At 72.3% G+C, this 18,245-nt stretch carries 15 protein-coding genes; 14 read left to right on the top strand and 1 reads right to left on the bottom strand.

The genetic code is table 11. The features are described 5' to 3' along the window. Positions 1–4: 4 nt before the first annotated feature. The gene (locus AB0H62_RS14800) at positions 5–457 is read right to left on the bottom strand and encodes an Lrp/AsnC family transcriptional regulator (RefSeq protein WP_220242241.1); all 453 of its coding nucleotides are present in this window, start codon (positions 455–457) and stop codon (positions 5–7) included. Between the two features lie 120 nt (positions 458–577). Here AB0H62_RS14800 and AB0H62_RS14795 point away from each other — a divergent pair, with 120 nt between their 5' ends. The 14 genes from AB0H62_RS14795 (at position 578) to AB0H62_RS14730 (ending at position 18,169) form a co-directional block, all read left to right on the top strand. Further along, positions 578–1,363 carry a hypothetical protein gene (locus AB0H62_RS14795; protein ID WP_220242240.1) on the top strand — a complete coding sequence of 262 codons (786 nt, stop codon included), beginning with the start codon at positions 578–580 and terminating at the stop codon, positions 1,361–1,363. 98 nt (positions 1,364–1,461) lie between these two features. Continuing rightward, positions 1,462–2,565 carry a lysylphosphatidylglycerol synthase transmembrane domain-containing protein gene (locus AB0H62_RS14790; RefSeq protein ID WP_220242239.1) on the top strand — a complete coding sequence of 368 codons (1,104 nt, stop codon included), beginning with the start codon at positions 1,462–1,464 and terminating at the stop codon, positions 2,563–2,565. Between the two features lie 582 nt (positions 2,566–3,147). Continuing rightward, positions 3,148–3,579 (top strand): division/cell wall cluster transcriptional repressor MraZ, encoded by a 432-nt coding sequence (mraZ, locus tag AB0H62_RS14785; protein WP_220242238.1) that lies wholly within the window; start codon positions 3,148–3,150, stop codon positions 3,577–3,579. 215 nt (positions 3,580–3,794) lie between these two features. Then, positions 3,795–4,751 (top strand): 16S rRNA (cytosine(1402)-N(4))-methyltransferase RsmH, encoded by a 957-nt coding sequence (rsmH, locus tag AB0H62_RS14780; protein WP_220242237.1) that lies wholly within the window; start codon positions 3,795–3,797, stop codon positions 4,749–4,751. Continuing rightward, complete coding sequence (locus tag AB0H62_RS14775; protein WP_220242236.1) at positions 4,748–5,464, top strand: hypothetical protein; 717 nt, start codon at positions 4,748–4,750, stop codon at positions 5,462–5,464. The genes rsmH and AB0H62_RS14775 overlap by 4 nt, the downstream gene beginning before the upstream one ends. Beyond that, positions 5,464–7,383 carry a penicillin-binding protein 2 gene (locus AB0H62_RS14770; protein ID WP_220242235.1) on the top strand — a complete coding sequence of 640 codons (1,920 nt, stop codon included), beginning with the start codon at positions 5,464–5,466 and terminating at the stop codon, positions 7,381–7,383. The genes AB0H62_RS14775 and AB0H62_RS14770 overlap by 1 nt, the downstream gene beginning before the upstream one ends. A gap of 324 nt (positions 7,384–7,707) precedes the next feature. Then, positions 7,708–9,252 carry a UDP-N-acetylmuramoyl-L-alanyl-D-glutamate--2,6-diaminopimelate ligase gene (locus AB0H62_RS14765; protein ID WP_220247876.1) on the top strand — a complete coding sequence of 515 codons (1,545 nt, stop codon included), beginning with the start codon at positions 7,708–7,710 and terminating at the stop codon, positions 9,250–9,252. Further along, positions 9,249–10,784: a UDP-N-acetylmuramoyl-tripeptide--D-alanyl-D-alanine ligase gene (gene murF, locus AB0H62_RS14760; protein ID WP_360586411.1), complete on the top strand. Its 1,536-nt coding sequence runs from the start codon at positions 9,249–9,251 to the stop codon at positions 10,782–10,784. The genes AB0H62_RS14765 and murF overlap by 4 nt, the downstream gene beginning before the upstream one ends. Continuing rightward, positions 10,781–11,863 (top strand): phospho-N-acetylmuramoyl-pentapeptide-transferase, encoded by a 1,083-nt coding sequence (gene mraY, locus AB0H62_RS14755; RefSeq protein ID WP_220242233.1) that lies wholly within the window; start codon positions 10,781–10,783, stop codon positions 11,861–11,863. The genes murF and mraY overlap by 4 nt, the downstream gene beginning before the upstream one ends. Before the next feature lie 3 nt (positions 11,864–11,866). Beyond that, positions 11,867–13,288: a UDP-N-acetylmuramoyl-L-alanine--D-glutamate ligase gene (murD, locus tag AB0H62_RS14750; protein WP_360586409.1), complete on the top strand. Its 1,422-nt coding sequence runs from the start codon at positions 11,867–11,869 to the stop codon at positions 13,286–13,288. Next, entirely contained in the window at positions 13,275–14,780 is a 1,506-nt protein-coding gene (gene ftsW / locus AB0H62_RS14745; protein ID WP_220242232.1) for a putative lipid II flippase FtsW, read from the top strand. Before murD ends, ftsW begins: the two co-directional genes overlap by 14 nt. Continuing rightward, positions 14,777–15,901, top strand: a complete 1,125-nt coding sequence (gene murG / locus AB0H62_RS14740; RefSeq protein WP_360586407.1) for an undecaprenyldiphospho-muramoylpentapeptide beta-N-acetylglucosaminyltransferase — start codon at positions 14,777–14,779, stop codon at positions 15,899–15,901. The genes ftsW and murG overlap by 4 nt, the downstream gene beginning before the upstream one ends. Further along, complete coding sequence (gene murC / locus AB0H62_RS14735) at positions 15,894–17,303, top strand: UDP-N-acetylmuramate--L-alanine ligase (protein WP_360586405.1); 1,410 nt, start codon at positions 15,894–15,896, stop codon at positions 17,301–17,303. Before murG ends, murC begins: the two co-directional genes overlap by 8 nt. Continuing rightward, positions 17,300–18,169, top strand: coding sequence for an FtsQ-type POTRA domain-containing protein (locus tag AB0H62_RS14730; protein ID WP_360586403.1), 870 nt, complete (start codon positions 17,300–17,302; stop codon positions 18,167–18,169). Before murC ends, AB0H62_RS14730 begins: the two co-directional genes overlap by 4 nt. Positions 18,170–18,245: the final 76 nt, after the last annotated feature.

The following is an 18,245-nucleotide window of genomic DNA, read 5'->3' as shown; positions in this document are numbered from 1 at the left end:
CAGCTCAGGCGAGGTCGAGCAGGCCGGTCGCGCTCACGTCGAGCTCGTGGAGCACCAGGCGGCTGCGCAATTCGCGCACGCCGTGGTCGCGTTTGAGGCGGTCGACGACCGTTTCGAACTCCGCGGGGTCCAGGCAGGCGAGGCGGAGCTGGTAGTCGTACTCGCCGGTCATGCGGGCGCCCGACACGACCTGCGGGACGCGATGCAGCTCGCGTTCGAAGTGGGTGCGGTCGACGTCTTCGCGCAGGCGTATGTCGCTCACCATGGTCAGGCCGCGGCCCAGTGCGGCGGGGTCGAGGTCGGCCCGGAAGCCGCGGATGACGCCGGCGGCGCGGAGGCGGCGGACCCGGTCCGCGACGGTGTTGGCGGACAGGCGCACCTGGGCGCTGAGCTCGTTGTAGCTGCGGCGGGCGTCCTCTTCGAGGAGCCGGACGAGCGAGCGGTCGATGGCGTCCACGCGAATGAGTGTGTAGAACTCGGCGCAATCCGGCAAGTGCCGAGGAAAGCTCGGCACCGACGCGGGATGGGCCGTGATTTCCGAGCCATCTTCGGCGGACTTCCTGGAAACGTTCAGGGCATGGAAGTCCTGCTGCCGCCCGTTCTGCCCGTGTTCAGCGTCCTGCTCGTGACCGTCGTCCAGCGCCGCTACGGCCCGCGGCTCGGCGGGCGGCTCGCGGGCTTCCCGACGACCACCTTCCCGTTCCTCCTCGTTCTCCTCGCGCGCGACGGCACCGCCGCCGTGGCCGACGCGGCGCGCGGGATGATCGCCGGCCAGCTGGTGGTGGCAGCCTTCTGCCTCGGCTACGGCCGGGTCGCCCGCAGGGTGCCGCGCCCGGCCGTCGCGGTCACGGTGGCGCTCGCCGTCGCCGCCGGGGCGTTGTCGCTGGTAGCCGAAGTGCGGTCGCCGTGGCTCGCGGCGGCGGTGACCGGCGCGGTCGTGCTCATCGGGCTGGTGACCTGGCCGCCGGCGCCCCGGGTCGACACCATCGCGCCGGCCCCGCGCTGGGAGCTGCCCGTGCGCGTCGGCGCCGCGGCGGCCGTCGTGACGGCGCTGGCCGTCCTGTCCAGCCTGCTGGGCCCGCACCTGGCCGGCGTGCTCGCCTGCACGCCGGTCGTGCTGGCGATCCTCACCCCGACCACTCACCACGGGTCCGGCTTCGCCGCCGCGGAAACCCTGGTGCGCTCCGCCTTGCGCTCACTGCCGGGGACGCTGGTGTTCGCCGTGGTCACGGCGTGGTGCGTGGTGCCGCTCGGACCGGTGGCGGCGTTCGCTCTGGCGGGGGCCGGGCTGTTCGCGGCCGACCACCTCGTCGGCCGGTTGCCGGTCGTGCGGCAGCCGATCGGTGCCGGTCAAGCCCGCTGACGGTAGTTCGCGGCGTGATACTTCACGCCGTGGTGGGCGGAATGCTCGGCCGCACACTGGGGTTGTCGCCAGCGAGAGCAGCGTGGGAGGAGGCCGGCGTGACGAGTCTCGAGATGGCGGACACGGAGTCCGGAGCGGTCGAGCACCGCACCCGGGTGCGGCGCCGCCTGCCCTGGCGGCCCGTGCTCCACTGGGCCGTCGTGGCCGCCGCGCTTGGGTACCTCGTGTGGCGCGTTCCGGAGCTGGCCACGGAGTTCTCGCAGCTCGACCACGTGCAGTGGGGCTGGGTCGCGGCCGCCGGGCTCGCCGGGCTCACGGCGCTGGCCGTGTACGGCGAACTGCACCGCCAGCTGCTGCTCGTCGGGGGAGCGCACGTGCCGGCCTCGGCCGTGCAGGGCATCACCTTCGCTCAGAACGCCGTCTCCACCACGGTCCCCGTGGTCGGTGGAGCCGGCTCGCTCGCCTACGCGATCAACCAGCTGCGCCGCCGCGGCGTCGACAGCGCGCTGTCGGCCTGGGCGGTCCTGCTCGCCGGCGTGATCACCACCGTGCTGCTCATCGTCCTCGGCTGGCTCGGCCTCGCCTGGGCCGGCCGGGTGCCGCTGCGCCTGGCCGTGCCCGCGGCCATCGTGGTCGCGGCGGGTTCCGCGGGGGTGTGGGCGCTGCTGACACACCCGACAGTCCTGCGCCGCGGGCTCACCTCACTGCTGCGGGTCTTCGGCCGCACCCCGGGCACGTGCGCCACCTGCCGCAAGACCTGGCTCGAGAAAGCCGACGCCGCCGCGCTCCAGCTGTCGGAACGCGTCGCGCGCCTGCGCCCGGGCGGGGCCCGCTGGAGCATCCTGCTGGTCCTCGCGCTCGCCAGCTGGGGATTCGACTTCTTCGCCCTCATCGCCAGCGCCGAGGGCACCGGCACGCACATCCGCTGGGACGTCCTCGCCGTGGGCTTCCTGGTCGTCCAGGCCAGCATCGCCCTCCAGATCCTCCCCGGCGGCGCCGGCCTCGCCGAAGCCGGTTTGCTCGGCGTGCTGGTGGCCGCGGGCGTCCCCGCCGCACCGGCCGCCGCGACCGTGCTCATCTACCGCGCGATCAGCTGGGCGGGCCTGTCGCTCGTCGGCTGGGTGGTCTACGCCCTGCAACCGCACACGACGCCGGCCCACGGCCACGAGCCGACCGCGGCCGCCGCCCTGCCCCCGGCCTGATCCGCCCGCACGTCCGAGCCTGGTGGCCCGGAGTGTCGGTGACCACGAGCGCTCGGCGACGACCAGCGCCTGGTGGCTGGAGTGCCGGCGACTCGGAGTGCCTGGTGGCCTGGAGCACTCGGCGACTCGGAGTGCGTGGTGACCCGGGAGTGCTCGGTGACCAGGGGTTCCCGGATTCGCCACGCCGCTCCACCGGCGGTCCCACCGGTCTCCCCACCACACCCCACACGCGTCGCCACCGTTCCCCACCCGCGGCCCCACCGGGCCCCACCCGGGTTCCCCACCGGGCCCCACCCAGGGGATCCCTGGTCTTCACGCTGCCGTTCTGCGGACGTCGGCACCCGGTCCGGGTTGCTCCGAGACCCCGGCGCGGGGGATCTTGACCACGGCCCCCCACCCACCCCCCACCAGGCCCCACAGCGCTGACCTGCGTAAACGCGTGACACGACGGAGTTAACGCGAGGCAGGTCGCGTTGACTGTGGTGAAAAGTGGGGTACGGTGGTGACCAGTGGGGCAGAAGGGAGCCCCGGGGCCGGAGTCGGGTGGTTCGCCAGCCGGAGCCGGTAGGGAGGTGGAGGCCGGTGTTCCTCGGCACCCACACCCCGAAGCTGGACGACAAAGGGCGGCTCGCGCTGCCCGCGAAGTTCCGCGACGAGTTGGCCGGCGGGCTGATGGTCACCAAGGGGCAGGACCACTGCCTCTTCGTCTTCCCCCGCGCCGAGTTCGAGCAGATGGCACGGAAGGTCGCCGACGCCCCGTTCACGAACGAGGCGGTTCGGGCCTACCAGCGCTACCTGTTCGCCGGAACGGACGAACAACGCCCGGACGGGCAGGGGCGCATCACCATCGCGTCCGAGCTCCGGCGCTACGCCGGGCTGAACAAGGAGTGCGTGGTGATCGGTGCGATCACCAGGCTGGAGATCTGGGACGCCCAGGCGTGGCAGGGCTACCTGGACGAACACGAGGACAGCTACGCGAAGGCTCGAGAGGAAGTTCTACCGGGCGTCTTCTAGGGGACACGGACACCGGAGCACCTGCGTCGTCGGGGGACGCGGGTCCGCCGAGGCCGTGGAACCGGAAAACGTCCCCGCGGATGCCGTGAGGCCTCTGTCCGCTCTTTGGCCCTGGCGCACCTTCCCCGGTGCCAGGTCGGACCGCGGGCGGGCAGGGACCTGACGGCATCCGCCGCATCTTCCCCGGGAGTACGGAGCGCGAAAGGGGGAGGGGCATGGCGACCGAGCACGAGCACGTTCCGGTGCTGCTGGACCGCATCGTCGAACTGTTCACCCCCGCCTTCGCCGACCGCGACGCGGTGCTGGTCGACGCGACCGTCGGCCTCGGCGGCCACTCCGACGCGCTCCTGGCGGCTTTCCCCCGCCTGAGGCTCGTCGCGCTGGACCGCGACCCCGCCGCGCTCGAGCGCTCGGCCGAGCGGCTCGCGCGGCACGGTGACCGCGTCGACCTCGTCCACACCGTCTACGACGGGCTCCCCGAAGCCGTCGAGGGTCTGGGACTGTCCCGTGTGGACGGCATCCTCTTCGACCTCGGGGTGTCCTCGATGCAGCTGGACCGCGCCGAGCGCGGCTTCGCGTACTCGAAGGACTCCCCGCTGGACATGCGGATGGACCCGACCACCGGGTTCACCGCCGCCGACGTGCTCAACACCTACGCGCCCGGCGAGCTGATCCGGATCCTGCGCGACTACGGCGAAGAGCGCTTCGCACAACGGATCGTGCGGGCGGTCGTCGCCGAGCGGGAGAAGGAGCCGTTCACGCGCAGCGCGCGGCTCGTCGAGCTGCTTTACGACGCCGTGCCGGCCGCGAGCCGCCGCACCGGCGGGCACCCGGCCAAGCGCACGTTCCAGGCGTTGCGGATCGAAGTCAACGGCGAGCTCGAAGTGCTGCGGCGGGCGATGCCGGCCGCGCTCTCGGTGCTCGCGATGGACGGCCGCATCGTCGTGGAGTCCTACCAGTCGCTCGAAGACCGCCTGGTGAAGCAGGCGTTCGCGGAGCTCGCGAAGTCGCGGACCCCGGAGGGGCTCCCGGTCGAACTGCCCGGGCACGGCCCCGAGCTGAAACTCCTTACCCGAGGAGCCGAGAAGGCAGGCGAAGGCGAGATCGAGCACAACCCGAGGGCCGCCTCCGTGCGGCTGCGGGCAGCACAGAGGATCGGAGAGCCGCGATGACCGCACCCACGAAGTCCCGCCGCCGCTCCGGCGCGCCGGCGACGCGCCGGAGCGCGCAAGCGGGGACCACGGTCGAGCAGGAACCGCAGACCACCACCGGTCGCACCACCACGGCGCAGCCGGAAACCACTCCGCGCCGGTCCTCGCGCGGCCGCACCACGGCCGCGGAGCGGGCCTACGCGCGCCGCGCGCAGCGGGCCGACCTGCTGCAGCAGCGGGAGCCGAAGAAGCCCCAGCCCCGGGTCGAACGCACCGAGGTCGAGGTCAAGCCGAAGCGGCTGCTGCTGCGCTGGCCGCGTTCGCGCGCCTCGTTCGTGCTGGTCATGATGGGGCTGCTGGCCGTCGGCGTCGCCTCGACGCTGTGGCTGACCACGCAGGCCATCGCCGACTCATACCGCCTCGAACAGCTGCGCACGACCAACGCCGGCCTGGCCGAGGCCAAAGACCGGCTCGAGCGCGACGTCGCGAAGGCGCAGTCGCCCGCGTCGCTGGCGCCGGCCGCGAAGCAGCTGGGCATGGTGCCTGGCGGCGACCCGGCCCGCATCGTCGTGGGGCCGGACGGCAAGACCACCGTCGTCGGCGAGCCGACGAAGGCCCAGCCCGCCGCCGGCTCGACGGCCGAGACGCCGCCGCAGCAGGGCACCTCCGGGCAGCCCGCCTCCGGTCAGCAAGAGGGCGGTATCGAGGGCGACCTGCCGTCGGCGGGGCAGTGATGGTGGCTTCGGGGGCGAGCCGGGCGCGTGCCGCGGGCAGCGCCCGGCGCACCTACGCCGCGGGCACGCGCCGCGCGGTGGCCAAGCGTGGCAACGGCGGGCAGCGCAGCCGCTTCTCGGCGGTGCGCATCCTGCTGGTGGCGCTCATGGTCGTCGCGGGCGTGAAGCTCGTGCAGGTGCAGTGGTTCGAGGCGCCCACGCTCTCGGCCGCGGCCGAGCGGCAGCGCAGCCTCACCATCGACATCCCCGCGCAGCGCGGGTCCATTGTGGACCGCAATGGCAACAAGCTCGCCTTCAGCGTGGAAACCCGCACGCTGTCGGTGAACCTGCGCGTGCTGCACAAGACGATGGACGATTACGCGAAGAAGAACCCCGCGAAGGGGGTCAACTTCGAAACCGAGGTCACCCGCGCGGCCAAGTACATCGCGGCGAAGGTGCCGAACCTGACCACCGAGCAGGAACTGCTGACGAAGCTGCACAAGCCGCAGTCGTTCACCTACCTCGTGGACAACGTCGAGCCGTCCGTGGCCACCGACATCGTGAAGCAGTTCGCGTGGATCGGCGTGGAGAACCGCGCCATGCGCGAGTACCCGGGCGACACGCTCGCGTCGAACATCGTCGGCCTCGCCAACTGGCGCATGGAGGACGCCGACGTGTCCAAACACAACCTCCACGGCGTGGTCGGGCTGGAGCAGTCGCGCGACAACGACCTGGCGGGCACACCGGGCCGCGAGATCGTGAACACCCAGAACGGCAACGACAACCTGTACCTGCCGGGCTCCGAGCACGTGCTGCAGGCCGCGATCCCCGGTTCGGACCTCGAGCTCACCATCGACTCGGACCTGCAGTACGAGCTGCAGCGGCAGCTGAGCGACTACGTCGCGCAGTCGCACGCCAAGGGCGGCCAGGCCGTGATCATGGACTCGAAGACCGGCGAGATCTACGCGCTGGCCGACGACAAGACGTTCAACCCGAACGACCAGTCGACCTTCCAGGACGAACTGCTCAACGACCGCGCGGTGACCACACCCTACGAACCGGGCTCGGTGAACAAGATCGTCACGGCCACCGCGGCCATCGACGACGGCATCGCCACGCCGCAGTCGACGATCGCGGTGCCCGGCGAGATCAAGATCGCCGACCGCACGGTGCACGACGCCTGGGTGCACGGCACGCAGAACTTCACCACCACGGGCATCTTCGCCAAGTCCTCCAACGTCGGCACGCTGGAGCTGGCGCAGAAGATCGGCCCGGACCGCTACTCGGACCTGCTGAAGAAGTTCGGCATCGGCCAGCGCACCGGCCTCGGGCTGCCCGGTGAGAGCCCGGGTTACGTGCCGCCGCGCAGCCAGTGGTCGGCCAGTACGTTCGGCAACCTGCCGATCGGCCAGGGCCTGTCGATGACCGTGGTCCAGATGGCCGGGATGTACCAGACGATCGCCAACAACGGCCTGCGCGTGCCGCCGCGGATCGTGAAGGCGAAGAAGAACCCGGACGGCACGGTCGTACCCGAGCCGGCGCCGAAGCCGGTGCAGGTCGTCAGCCCGCAGACCGCGACGACGGTGCGCGACATGCTGCGCGCGGTGGTGCAGAACGCCAAGAGCCCCAACGCGGGCACCGCGCCGTCGGCCGCGCTGGAGGGCTACCAGATCTCGGGTAAGACGGGCACCGGCCAGCAGGTCGACCCGCGCACGAAGGCCTACAGCCAGAGCCTGGCCAACATCACCTTCGCCGGGATCCTGCCCGCCGACCACCCGAGGTTCGTCGTCGGCATCCGTCTCGACGCGCCTGACACCACGCTGCCGGCCGGGCACTCGGCGGGGCCGCTGTTCCACTCCATCGCCTCGTACCTGACGCAGCGCTACCAGATCCCGCTGTCCGACGGTCCGTCGCCGGAGGTCCCGCTCATCATCCCGTGACGCGCCCGCGACGTTCCCGGGACACGATCGGAACGCCTTCGCGACACTCGGCCAAGGGCCGCCTCGACGACGTCAGCTCGCTGCGAGGCGGCCCTTGCCGCGTGTTTCCGCCCGCGATAGTCCACATCGGCTGGTGGCAGTCACCGGAAACGCTTGCCCCGCAACGACGTTGCGCGCGCCGCATAGCACACGCGGTGCGCGCCGGCGCGTTCGCCGTACCGCCTTGGGTCACCCGATCGCGCTCTCGGTAACCTCTCGGACGTGTCCGTGTCCTCGTCCAAGCCCCAGAGCGGGCCGGCTGCCTCGTCGCTGCCGGAAAGCCCGGTGAAGGCGGTCGCCGCCCCGCCCCGCCCGGCCCGGATCGACCCGGTGCCGCTGGCCACCCTGCTCGCCCGCGCGGGCGCCCGGCTGATCGCCGAGCGCCCCGAGGCCGCCGACCTCACCGTCACCGGGACCACGCTGCGTGCGCAGCACGTGCTACCGGGCGACCTGTTCGCCGGCCTGCCCGGCGCACGCGCCCACGGCGCCGACTTCAGCGACCAGGCCGTGGCCGCCGGCGCGGCCGCGGTGCTCACCGACGCCGAGGGCGCCGAGCGCCCCGCGCTGCGCGACGCCGGCATCCCGGTCCTCGTGCACCCGGACCCGCGCGCCGCGCTCGGCGAGATGGCCGCGTGGATCTACGGGGAGCCGTCGCTGCACCTGTCGGTGCTGGGGGTCACCGGCACGTCGGGCAAGACCACCACCTCCTACCTCGTCGACTCCGGGCTGCGCGCCGCGGGCCTGACCACGGGCCTGATCGGCACGGTCGAGACGCGCATCGCGGGCGAGCGCCTGGTCAGCGGCTTCACCACGCCGGAAGCGCCGGACCTGCAGGCGCTGCTCGCGGTGATGCTGGAGCGCGGCGTGACCCACGTGCCGATGGAGGTCTCGAGCCACGCGCTGTCGCTGGGCCGCGTCAACGGCACGCGCTTCGCGGTCGGCGCGTTCACGAACCTCTCGCAGGACCACCTCGACTTCCACCACGACATGGAGGAGTACTTCGCCGCCAAGTCGCTGCTGTTCGACGGCCGCTCGACCACCGAGGTCGTGGTCGTGGACACCGCGTGGGGCCGGGCGCTGCTCACCCCGCAGACGGTGACGGTGTCGATCGAGCAGGGCGTCGACGCCGCGTGGCGCGCCTCCGACATCGAGCCCACCGCGGCGGGGGAGCAGACCTTCACCCTGCACGGCCCGGGCGGGCTCACGCTCGCCGCGAAGATCCCGCTGCCGGGCACGTTCAACGTGGCCAACGCCGTGCTCGCCGCCGCGATCCTGGGCAGCGCCGGCGTGGACCCGGCGGCCATCATCGCGGGCCTCGGCGCCGTGGAGGTGCCGGGCCGGATGGAGCGCGTGTACCTGGGGCAGGACTTCACCGCCGTCGTCGACTACGCGCACAAGCCCGCGGCCGTCGCGCAGGGGCTCGACGCGCTGCGCGCCCGCACCGACGGCCGCATCATCACGGTGCTCGGCTGCGGCGGCGACCGCGACACGGCCAAGCGCCCGATGATGGGCGAGGAAGCCGTGCGCCGCAGCGACGTGCTGATCGTGACCGACGACAACCCGCGGTCCGAGGACCCGGCCCTGATCCGCGCCGCGATGCTCGCCGGCGCGCGGGGCGTCGGGCCGTCCCACGGCGGTGAGGTCATGGAGATCGGCGACCGCCGCGAGGCCATTACCCACGCCGTGTCACTCGCGCGCGCGGGCGACATCGTCTTCATCGCCGGCAAGGGCCACGAGACCGGCCAGGAGGTCCAGGGTGTCGTGCACCCGTTCTCCGACCGCGACGAACTCGAGGCCGCCATTCGCAAGCATCTCGAGGTGAGTGCGTGATCGAGCTCAGCATGGCCGAGATCGCCGACGTCGTCGGCGGCCGGCTGCACGGAGCCGACGGCTCGTTGACCGTCACAGGGAGTGTCGAGTTCGACACGCGCAAGGTCGGGCCCGGCGGCCTGTTCGTCGCCCTGCCCGGCGAGCGCGTGGACGGGCACGACTTCGCCGCGAAGGCCGTGGCGGCCGGTGCCGTCGCGGTGCTGGCCGGCCGCGAGGTCGACGCGCCCGCGATCGTGGTGCCGCCGCTGCCCGAGGGGCAGGCTCACGAGGGTTCGGTCGCGCTGGCCGGCGACACCGACGGGTCCGGCGCCGCCGTGCTGGCCGCGCTTGCCAAGCTGGCCAGCCATGTCGTCGGCCGGCTCGCCGCCGAAGGCCTCACGGTCGTGGCGCTGACCGGCTCGTCGGGCAAGACCTCGACGAAGGACGTGATCGCGCAGCTGCTGGAGCCGATGGGCCCCACGGTCGCGCCGCCCGGGTCGTTCAACAGCGAGCTGGGCCACCCGTGGACCGCGCTGCGCGCCGACCACGACACCAAGTACCTGGTGCTGGAGATGTCCGCGCGCGGACCGGGCCACATCGCCGAGGCCGCCTCGATCACGCCGCCGCGCATCGGGGCCGTGCTCAACGTCGGCAGCGCGCACGTCGGTGAGTTCGGCTCGCGCGAAGCCATCGCGAAGGCCAAGGGCGAGCTCGTCGAGGCGCTCCCCAGCGCCGACGCGGGCGGTGTCGCCGTGCTGAACCTCGACGACCCGCTGGTCGCCGCCATGGCCGGCCGCACGAGCGCCCGAGTGGTCGGGGTCGGCGAGACCTCGTCCGCGCAGGTCCGCGCCGCCGACATCACGCTTGACGCCGAGGCCCGCGCGTCGTTCCGGCTGATCACCCCGGACGGCGAAGCGCCGGTGACGCTTCCGCTGCACGGCGAGCACCACGTCGGCAACGCGCTCTCGGCCGCCGCGATAGCGCTGGAGCTCGGCGCGACGCCGGCCGAGGTCGCGCAGCGGCTGTCCGCCCTCGAGCGCCGCTCGGCCCACCGCATGGCCGTGACCACGCGCGCCGACGGCGTCACCGTCCTCAACGACGCGTACAACGCCAATCCCGAATCAGTGCGAGCCGCGCTGAAGGCCCTTGCGTCGATGCGCCGGACCGGCCGCCGCGCGTGGGCCGTGCTCGGCGTGATGGGCGAGCTCGGCGCCGACTCCGTGACCGAGCACGACTCCATCGGCCGCCTCGTGGTGCGCCTCAACATCGACAAGCTCGTCGTCGTCGGCGACGAGGCCGCGCCGATGCACCAGGGCGCTTCGCAGGAGGGCTCCTGGAACGAGGAGTCGGTGCAGGTACCCGATGGCGACGCCGCCGTGGCCCTGCTACATGATCAGCTCCGTCCCGGAGACGTGGTGCTGGTCAAGGCCTCCAACGCCGCCGGCCTGTGGCACGTGGCCGAGGCGTTGCTCGCCCCCTCCGGACAGAGCTCGCAGTCGCTTCCTCCCTCCCCGTCCCCCTCCTCTGAACGCTCGAACGGTGGTCACGCGTGATCAACATCCTGATCGCGGCCGCGGCGGGTCTGCTGGTCTCCATCCTGCTCACGCCCTACCTGATCCGGGTCTTCTCCCGGCAGGGCTTCGGGCAAGAGATCCGCGAAGAAGGGCCCCAGGGCCACAAGTCGAAGCGCGGCACCCCGACGATGGGTGGCGTCGCGATCATCATCGCGATGGTCGTCGGCTACTTCGTCGCACACCTGATCAGCTGGCTCGGCAACTCCCACAGCTCGGCGCCCTCGGCGTCCGGCCTGCTGGTGCTCATGCTGGCCGTGGGACTCGGCATCGTCGGGTTCCTCGACGACTTCATCAAGATCCGCAAGCAGCGCAACCTCGGCCTGAACAAGACCGCGAAGCTGGTCGGCCAGCTCGTGGTCACGATCCTGTTCGCGGTGCTGTCGCTGCAGTTCGCCGACGAGCACGGCCTGACGCCCGCGTCGCAGAGCCTCTCCTACGTGCGCGACCTGGCGCTGATCACGTTCCCGTGGATCGTGTTCGTGATCTTCTGCTACGTGGTCATCTCCGGCTGGTCGAACGCGGTGAACTTCACCGACGGCCTCGACGGCCTGGCCGGCGGCGCCGCGGCGATGGTGCTGGCGACCTACGTGATCATCTCCTTCTGGCAGGCGCGCCTCTCCTGCGCCGACGGGCCCACGACCGCCTGTTACGACGTGCGCGACCCATTGGACCTCGCGGTGGTCGCCGCCGCGGCGACCGGCGCGTGCGTCGGCTTCCTGTGGTGGAACGCCGCGCCGGCCAAGATCTTCATGGGCGACACCGGTTCGCTGGCGCTCGGCGGTCTCGTCGCCGGCCTGTCGATGACCACCCGCACGGAGCTGCTCGCCATCGTGATCGGCGGCCTGTTCATGGTCGAGATGATCTCGGTGGTCACCCAGATCGCGGTGTTCCGCACAACGCGGCGAAGGCTCTTCCGGATGGCGCCCTTCCACCACCACTTCGAGCTCGCCGGGTGGGCGGAAACCACGGTGATCATCCGCTTCTGGCTGCTGTCGGCCATCTGCTGCATGTTCGGCCTGGGGTTGTTCTACAGCGAACAGCTCGGTGTCGGGAGCTAGGTCGTGACCGACAGGGAACTCCTGCTCGAAGGCAAGAACGTGCTCGTGGCCGGCGCCGGTGTCACCGGGAAGTCGGTGGTGCCGGTCCTGCGGGAGCTGGGCGCCCACGTGACGGTCACCGACGGCAACGCCGAGCGGCTCGAAGAGCTGGCGGGCCTCGGCGCCGAGCTGGTGCCGGGCCTCAGCGCTCCTCCGCCGGGCACCGTGCTCGTGGTGGCGAGCCCGGGCTGGCGGCCCACGTCGCCGCTGCTGGCCGCCGCGGCCGCCGCCGGTGTCGAGGTGATCGGCGACGTCGAGCTGGCCTGGCGCGTCGGGCAGCTGCGCGAGCGGCCGCCGTCGTGGCTGGTGATCACCGGCACGAACGGCAAGACCACCACCGTCGGCATGCTCGAATCGATGCTGCGTGCGGGTGGCGTCGACGCCGTGGCCTGCGGGAACGTCGGCTACGCGGTGCTCGACGCCGTGCGGGCCGGCCACGCCGTGCTCGCCGTGGAGCTGTCCAGCTTCCAGCTGCATTGGTCCTCGACAGTCGCGCCCGACGCGTCGGTGGTGCTCAACCTCGCCGAGGACCACATCGACTGGCACGGCTCGATGGAGGAGTACGGCGCTGTGAAGGGGCGGGCCCACGAGCGCTCGCGCGTGGTCGTGCACAACGCCGACGACGAGTGGTCCGTCCGCCTTGCCGAGGAACACGCGCCCGCGAGCGCCCGCCGTGTCGGGTTCCGCCTGGACACGCCGCACGCGGGTGAGCTGGGCCTGGTCGAGGACCTGCTGGTGGACCGCGCGTTCGTCGCCGATCCCGCCACGAGCGCGGAAGAGCTGGCGACCATCGCCGACGTGCGCCCGGCTGGGCCGCACAATGTCGCCAACGCGCTGGCCGCCGCCGCCCTCGCGCGCGCCCACGGCGTGTCGACCGAGGCCGTGCTCAAGGGGCTGCGCGAGTACCAGCCGGCGCCGCACCGCGCGCAGGAGGTCGCCGAAATCGGCGGCGTGCGCTACGTGAACGACTCGAAGGCCACCAACCCGCACGCCGCGAGCGGCTCGCTGCGGGCCCACGAGAGCATCGTGTGGATCGCCGGGGGCCAGCTCAAGGGCGCCGCGGTCGACGAACTCGTGGCCTCGATCGCCGGCAGGCTGCGCGGAGTTGTGCTACTCGGCGTGGATTCACCCGTGATCGCAGCCGCTGTTGCGCGACACGCGCCGGATGTCCCGGTGAACCGCCTCCGTCCGGGTGACGATGAACCCATGACTGCGGCGGTGGATGCGGCCAGCGCGATGGCTCACCCTGGTGACGTGGTGCTGCTCGCGCCCGCCGCCGCCTCGTTGGACATGTTCCGCAACTACGGCGAGCGCGGCGACGCGTTCATCGCGGCGGTGCGTGTCCTCGCGGGCGGTGCGGCGGGGGCGGCGAATGACGGTAGTTGACGAGAAGCGGACCCAGGACCGGCCCGAGCGGCCGAACCGGCGCGAGCGCAAGGTAAGCCCGTTCGTGGCCTTCCGGACCGCGCTCACGGCCTGGCTCTCGCGGCCGCTGGCGTCGTTCCACCTCGTGCTCGCCCTCACCGGGGTGCTCACCGTGATCGGCATCGTGATGGTGCTGTCGGCGTCGTCGGTCGCCTCCTACGACCCGACCACCGGCAGCAGCGTGTACTCGCTGTTCTACCGCCAGCTGATGTTCGTGGCGATCGGCACCGTGGTGTTCTGGGTCGGTCTGCGGATCAAGCTCGAGCGCGTCCGCCGGATGTCGGCGACCATGGTGGTGATCTGCCTCGGCTTGCTGATGCTGGTGCTCACGCCGCTGGGGTCCACCGTGAACGGCTCGCAGGGTTGGTTCAAGCTCGGCGTGTTCACGTTCCAGCCGGTGGAGGCAGCGAAGGTCGCGCTGGCGTTCTGGGGCGCGCACATCCTGGTGATCAAGTACAACGTGATCCACCAGTGGCGCCACTTGCTCGTGCCGGTCGTCCCGGTCGCACTCGTGATGTTCGCCCTGGTCATGCTGCAACCCGACCTCGGCGGCACGGTCACCCTCGCCGTGGTGCTGCTGGCTCTGCTGTGGTTCGCCGGCGCACCCAAACGGCTCTTCGGCGTGATCATGGCCGGTGGTCTGGCCGGCGTGCTGGTGCTGGCGATCATCGCGCCGTACCGGCTCGACCGCGTGCTGTCGTTCCTCTCGCCGGACACCGACCTCAGCTCCGCCGGTTACCAGGCCAACCAGGCGAAGCTCGCGCTCGCCGACGGCGGCCTGTTCGGCAAGGGCCTCGGCCAGGGCGCCTCCAACTGGGGCTACCTGCCCAACGTGCAGAACGACTTCATCTTCGCGCTCGTGGGCGAAGAGCTCGGCTTCGTCGGCTGCGCCGTGGTGCTCGCCCTGTACTCGCTGGTCGCGGTGGTCGGGCTGCGGATCGCGACGCGCAACATCGACCCGTGGATCCGGATCGTCGCGGGGACGCTCACGATGTTCCTGGTCGCGCAGGCCGCCATCAACATCGGCTACGTCGTCGGCCTGCTGCCCGTCACGGGCGTCACGCTGCCGTTGATCTCCTACGGCGGCACCTCGCTGCTCATCACGATGCTCATCATGGGCGTGCTGGCCAACGCCGCCCGGCACGAACCGGAGGCGGTGGCCGCGCTGCGTTCGCAGGGCCCGGGTAAATTCGGACGCCTGCTGAGGCTGCCCGCGCCCGACCCGTACCGCCCGCCCACGACCACCCGCAAGGGACTGGCCGGGCGGGGGACCGGTTCGGGGGCCAAGGCGGCCCGGCCGGCGCCACGCGCGGCCCGGCCCGCACCGGCGCAGGAGCGCCGCAGGTCGGTCCGCCAGCCGACGCGGCGCAGCACTGCCGCACGGACGAACGCGGCGCGGACAACAGCGAACCGCGGTGCCAGGGGTACCGCGAACCGGAGAGGTCATTGGTGAGTAACCCCGTCAAGGGAGCCGAGCGATCCCCCTCGGGCAAGGTGCCCGTGGTGGTCGTCGCCGGAGGTGGCACCGCAGGACACATCGAACCCGCCCTCGCCTTGGCCGACGCCGTCATGCGGCTGCGCCCCGACGCGAAGGTGATCGCGCTGGGCACGGCGCGCGGCCTGGAGAACAAGCTGGTGCCTGCTCGCGGCTACCCGCTGGAGCTCATCCCGCCGGTGCCGATGCCGCGCAAGCCGACCCCGGAGCTGCTGCGGCTCCCGCTGAAGGTCCGCGACTCCGTGCGCCGGACCCGCGACGTGCTGGAGCGCGTCGGCGCCGACGTCGTGGTGGGCTTCGGCGGCTACGTCGCGCTGCCCGCGTACCTCGCCGCGCGGGGCCGCACGCCGATCGTGGTGCACGAGGCCAACAAGTCGCCGGGCCTGGCCAACAAGGTGGGCGCCCGCTTCGCCGCGCGCGTCGCCGTCGCCGTGCCGGGCACGCCGCTGCCGAAGGCCGAGGTCGTCGGGATCCCGCTGCGCCGGTCCATCACGTCCCTCGACCGCGCCGCGCTGCGCGCCGAGGCCCGCAAGTTCTTCGACCTCGACCCGGACGCTCCGACGCTGCTGGTGTTCGGCGGCTCGCAGGGCGCGCAGTCGATCAACAGCGCCGTGTCCGGTGCCGCGAAGGAGCTGGCCGAGGCCGGCGTCGGCGTGCTCCACGCCCACGGCCCGAAGAACACCCTGGTGGTGCAGGAGTTCCCGGGCAAGCCGGCGTATGTGCCGGTGCCCTACCTGGAGCGCATGGACCTCGCCTACGCCGCGGCCGACGTGGTGCTGTGCCGCTCGGGCGCGATGACCGCGGCCGAGGTGTCCGCCGTCGGGCTGCCGGCGGTGTTCGTGCCGCTGCCGCACGGCAACGGCGAGCAGGCCGTGAACGCGCAGCCCGCCGTCGACGCGGGCGCCGCTTTCCTGGTGCCCGACGGGGAGCTCACCCCGGCCAAGGTGGCCGAGCTGGTCGTGCCGCTGATCACCGACGCCGCGCGCGTCGCGACGATGAGCGAGGCCGCCGTGGGGATGGGACACCGCGAGGCCGACGAGACGCTCGCCAAGATCGTGCTGGAGGCCGCAGGTGCCTGAGCTGCCCGAAGAACTGCGCCGCGCGCACCTGATCGGCATCGGCGGGGCCGGCATGTCCGGCATCGCGCGGATTCTGCTCGCCCGCGGGGCGGCCGTGTCCGGTTCGGACGCCAAGGAGTCGCGCGCGGTGCTGTCGCTGCGCGCCCAGGGCGCCGAGCTGTTCGTGGGCCAGCGCGCGGAGAACCTCGACGCGCTCGCCGAAGCCCCGTCGGCCGTCGTGGTGTCCACGGCGATCAAGGAGTCCAACCCGGAGCTGGCCGCGGCCCGTGCGCGCAACATCCCTGTGCTGCACCGTGCGCAGGCGCTCGCGGGGTTGATGGAGGGCCACCGCGTGGCCTGCATCGCCGGTACGCACGGCAAGACGTCGACCACGTCGATGCTCACTGTGGCGCTGCAGCACTGCCGGCTCGACCCGTCGTTCGCGATCGGCGGCGACCTCAACGAGTCGGGTGCCAACGCGCACCACGGCGAGGGCGGGCTCTTCATCGCGGAGGCCGACGAGAGCGACGGCTCGTTCCTGACGTACTCGCCGTCGGTCGCGGTGGTCACCAACGTCGAGCCCGACCACCTCGACCACCACGGCACGGCCGAGGCTTACGTGAAGGTGTTCACCGAGTTCGTCGGCCGCCTGCAGCCGGGTGGGCTGCTCGTGGTGTGCGCCGACGACCCGGGCGCCGCGAAGCTGGGCGACGAGGCCGCGGCCGAGGGCGTGCGCGTGCGCCGCTACGGCCGCACCGCCATCGGCGCGGGCGACGTACGCGTGCTCGACTACAAGCCCGCCCCGGACGGCGGTCAGGTGCGGCTTTCCCTCGACGGCGAGGAGCTCGACCTGCGCGTGGCGGTGCCGGGCGAGCACATGGCGCTCAACGCGGTCGCGGCCCTGCTGGCCGGGCTCGAGCTGGGCGCGCCGGTGGCCGGCCTGGCCGAGGGGCTCGCCGCGTTCGGCGGGGTCCGCCGCCGCTTCGAGTTCAAGGGCCGCTCCGGCGATGTCCGCGTGTACGACGACTACGCCCACCACCCGACCGAGGTGGCCGCGCAGCTCAAGGCCGTGCGCACGGCGGCCGGGCTCGGCCGGGTGCTCGTGGCGTTCCAGCCGCACCTGTACTCGCGCACGCAGACGTTCGCGGCGGAGTTCGCCGAGGCGCTGTCGCTGGCCGACGAGGCCGTGGTGCTCGATGTGTACGGCGCTCGCGAAGAGCCGGTGCCGGGCGTGACGGGTGCGCTGATCGCCGACCGCGTGACGAGCCCGGTGCACTACCAGCCCGCGTTCGACCTCGCGGCGAAGCTCGTGGCCGACCTCGTGAAGCCGGGTGACCTCGTGGTGACCATGGGCGCGGGTGACGTGACGCAGCTGGGCCCGGAGATCCTGGCCGAGCTCGATCGGAGGACCGCGGGCGCATGACGTCGACCAGGGAGCGCCGCAACCCGCCCTCGTCCGAAGAGGACGAGCGGGATCGCGCTGCCCTGGCCAGGGCCCGGCGGGGGCGGCGTTCCGAAGAGGAGCGCCGCCGTACCCGTTCGAGCCGCTCGGCGGCCCCGCGCTCGGGCCGGGCGACTCGGGCGGAGAGCCTGCGCGCGCGTCCGATGCGGAAGAAGGAGATCCGGCGCCGCTGGGTCGCGCTGCTTCTGGTCGTCACGCTCGTGGGTCTGGGATACCTGCTGTTCTTCAGCTCCATGCTCGGGGTGAAGGACGTGGCGGTGCAGGGCGCGAAAGCGGTGTCGGCGGAGCAGATCCGGGCCGTCGCCGCCGTGCCGGCCGACAAGCCGATGCTGCTCGTCGATGTCGACGGGATCCGCGACCGAGTGGCGGAGATGCCGGGTGTCGCGACCGTGGACGTGTCGCGCTCGTGGCCCAACACCGTGGAGATCACGGTGACCGAGCGCACGGCCATCGCGTTCTTCGACAGCGGCCCGGGTGGCGACGGGGTGCACCTCGTCGACGGCGGCGGGGTCGTGTTCAAGACCGTGAAGACGCGCCCGGCGGGGCTGCCGGAGCTGAAGCTGCCGAAGGTGTCGGCCGACGACCCGGTGACGCGTGCGGTGACCGCGGTGCTCGGCGTGATCCCGCAGGCCCTGCTCAAGCAGGTCACCACCGCGACGGCCCAGACGCCGGCCAGCGTCCAGTTCACCCTCACCGACGGCAAGACCGTCCGCTGGGGCGACGCCGGCAAGACCGACCGCAAGGCGAAGGTGCTGGCCGCCCTGCTCACGCAGAAGGGCAAGGTCTACGACGTCTCGGCGCCCGAGCTGCCGACCATCACGTCCTGACCTCGTCTTTCCCACTGGCACCATCTTCTCCGTATGCTGTACGCTGTTTAATTCCGTACGGCATACGAGAGGCTGT

It is taken from the genome of Amycolatopsis sp. NPDC050768, from assembly GCF_040654155.1.
Taxonomy (GTDB): Bacteria; Actinomycetota; Actinomycetes; order Mycobacteriales; family Pseudonocardiaceae; genus Amycolatopsis.
Note: the sequence above shows the minus strand (reverse complement) of the source record. Positions and strands in the feature narration are given on the sequence as shown.

Bases quoted from the DNA above. Each gene is read 5' to 3' on its own strand.
- AB0H62_RS14795 (WP_220242240.1), top strand. From the start codon at position 578: ATGGAAGTCCTGCTGCCGCCCGTTCTGCCCGTGTTCAGCGTCCTGCTC.
- rsmH (WP_220242237.1), top strand. From the start codon at position 3,795: ATGGCGACCGAGCACGAGCACGTTCCGGTGCTGCTGGACCGCATCGTC.
- AB0H62_RS14775 (WP_220242236.1), top strand. From the start codon at position 4,748: ATGACCGCACCCACGAAGTCCCGCCGCCGCTCCGGCGCGCCGGCGACG.
- AB0H62_RS14770 (WP_220242235.1), top strand. From the start codon at position 5,464: ATGGTGGCTTCGGGGGCGAGCCGGGCGCGTGCCGCGGGCAGCGCCCGG.
- ftsW (WP_220242232.1), top strand. From the start codon at position 13,275: ATGACGGTAGTTGACGAGAAGCGGACCCAGGACCGGCCCGAGCGGCCG.
- AB0H62_RS14730 (WP_360586403.1), top strand. From the start codon at position 17,300: ATGACGTCGACCAGGGAGCGCCGCAACCCGCCCTCGTCCGAAGAGGAC.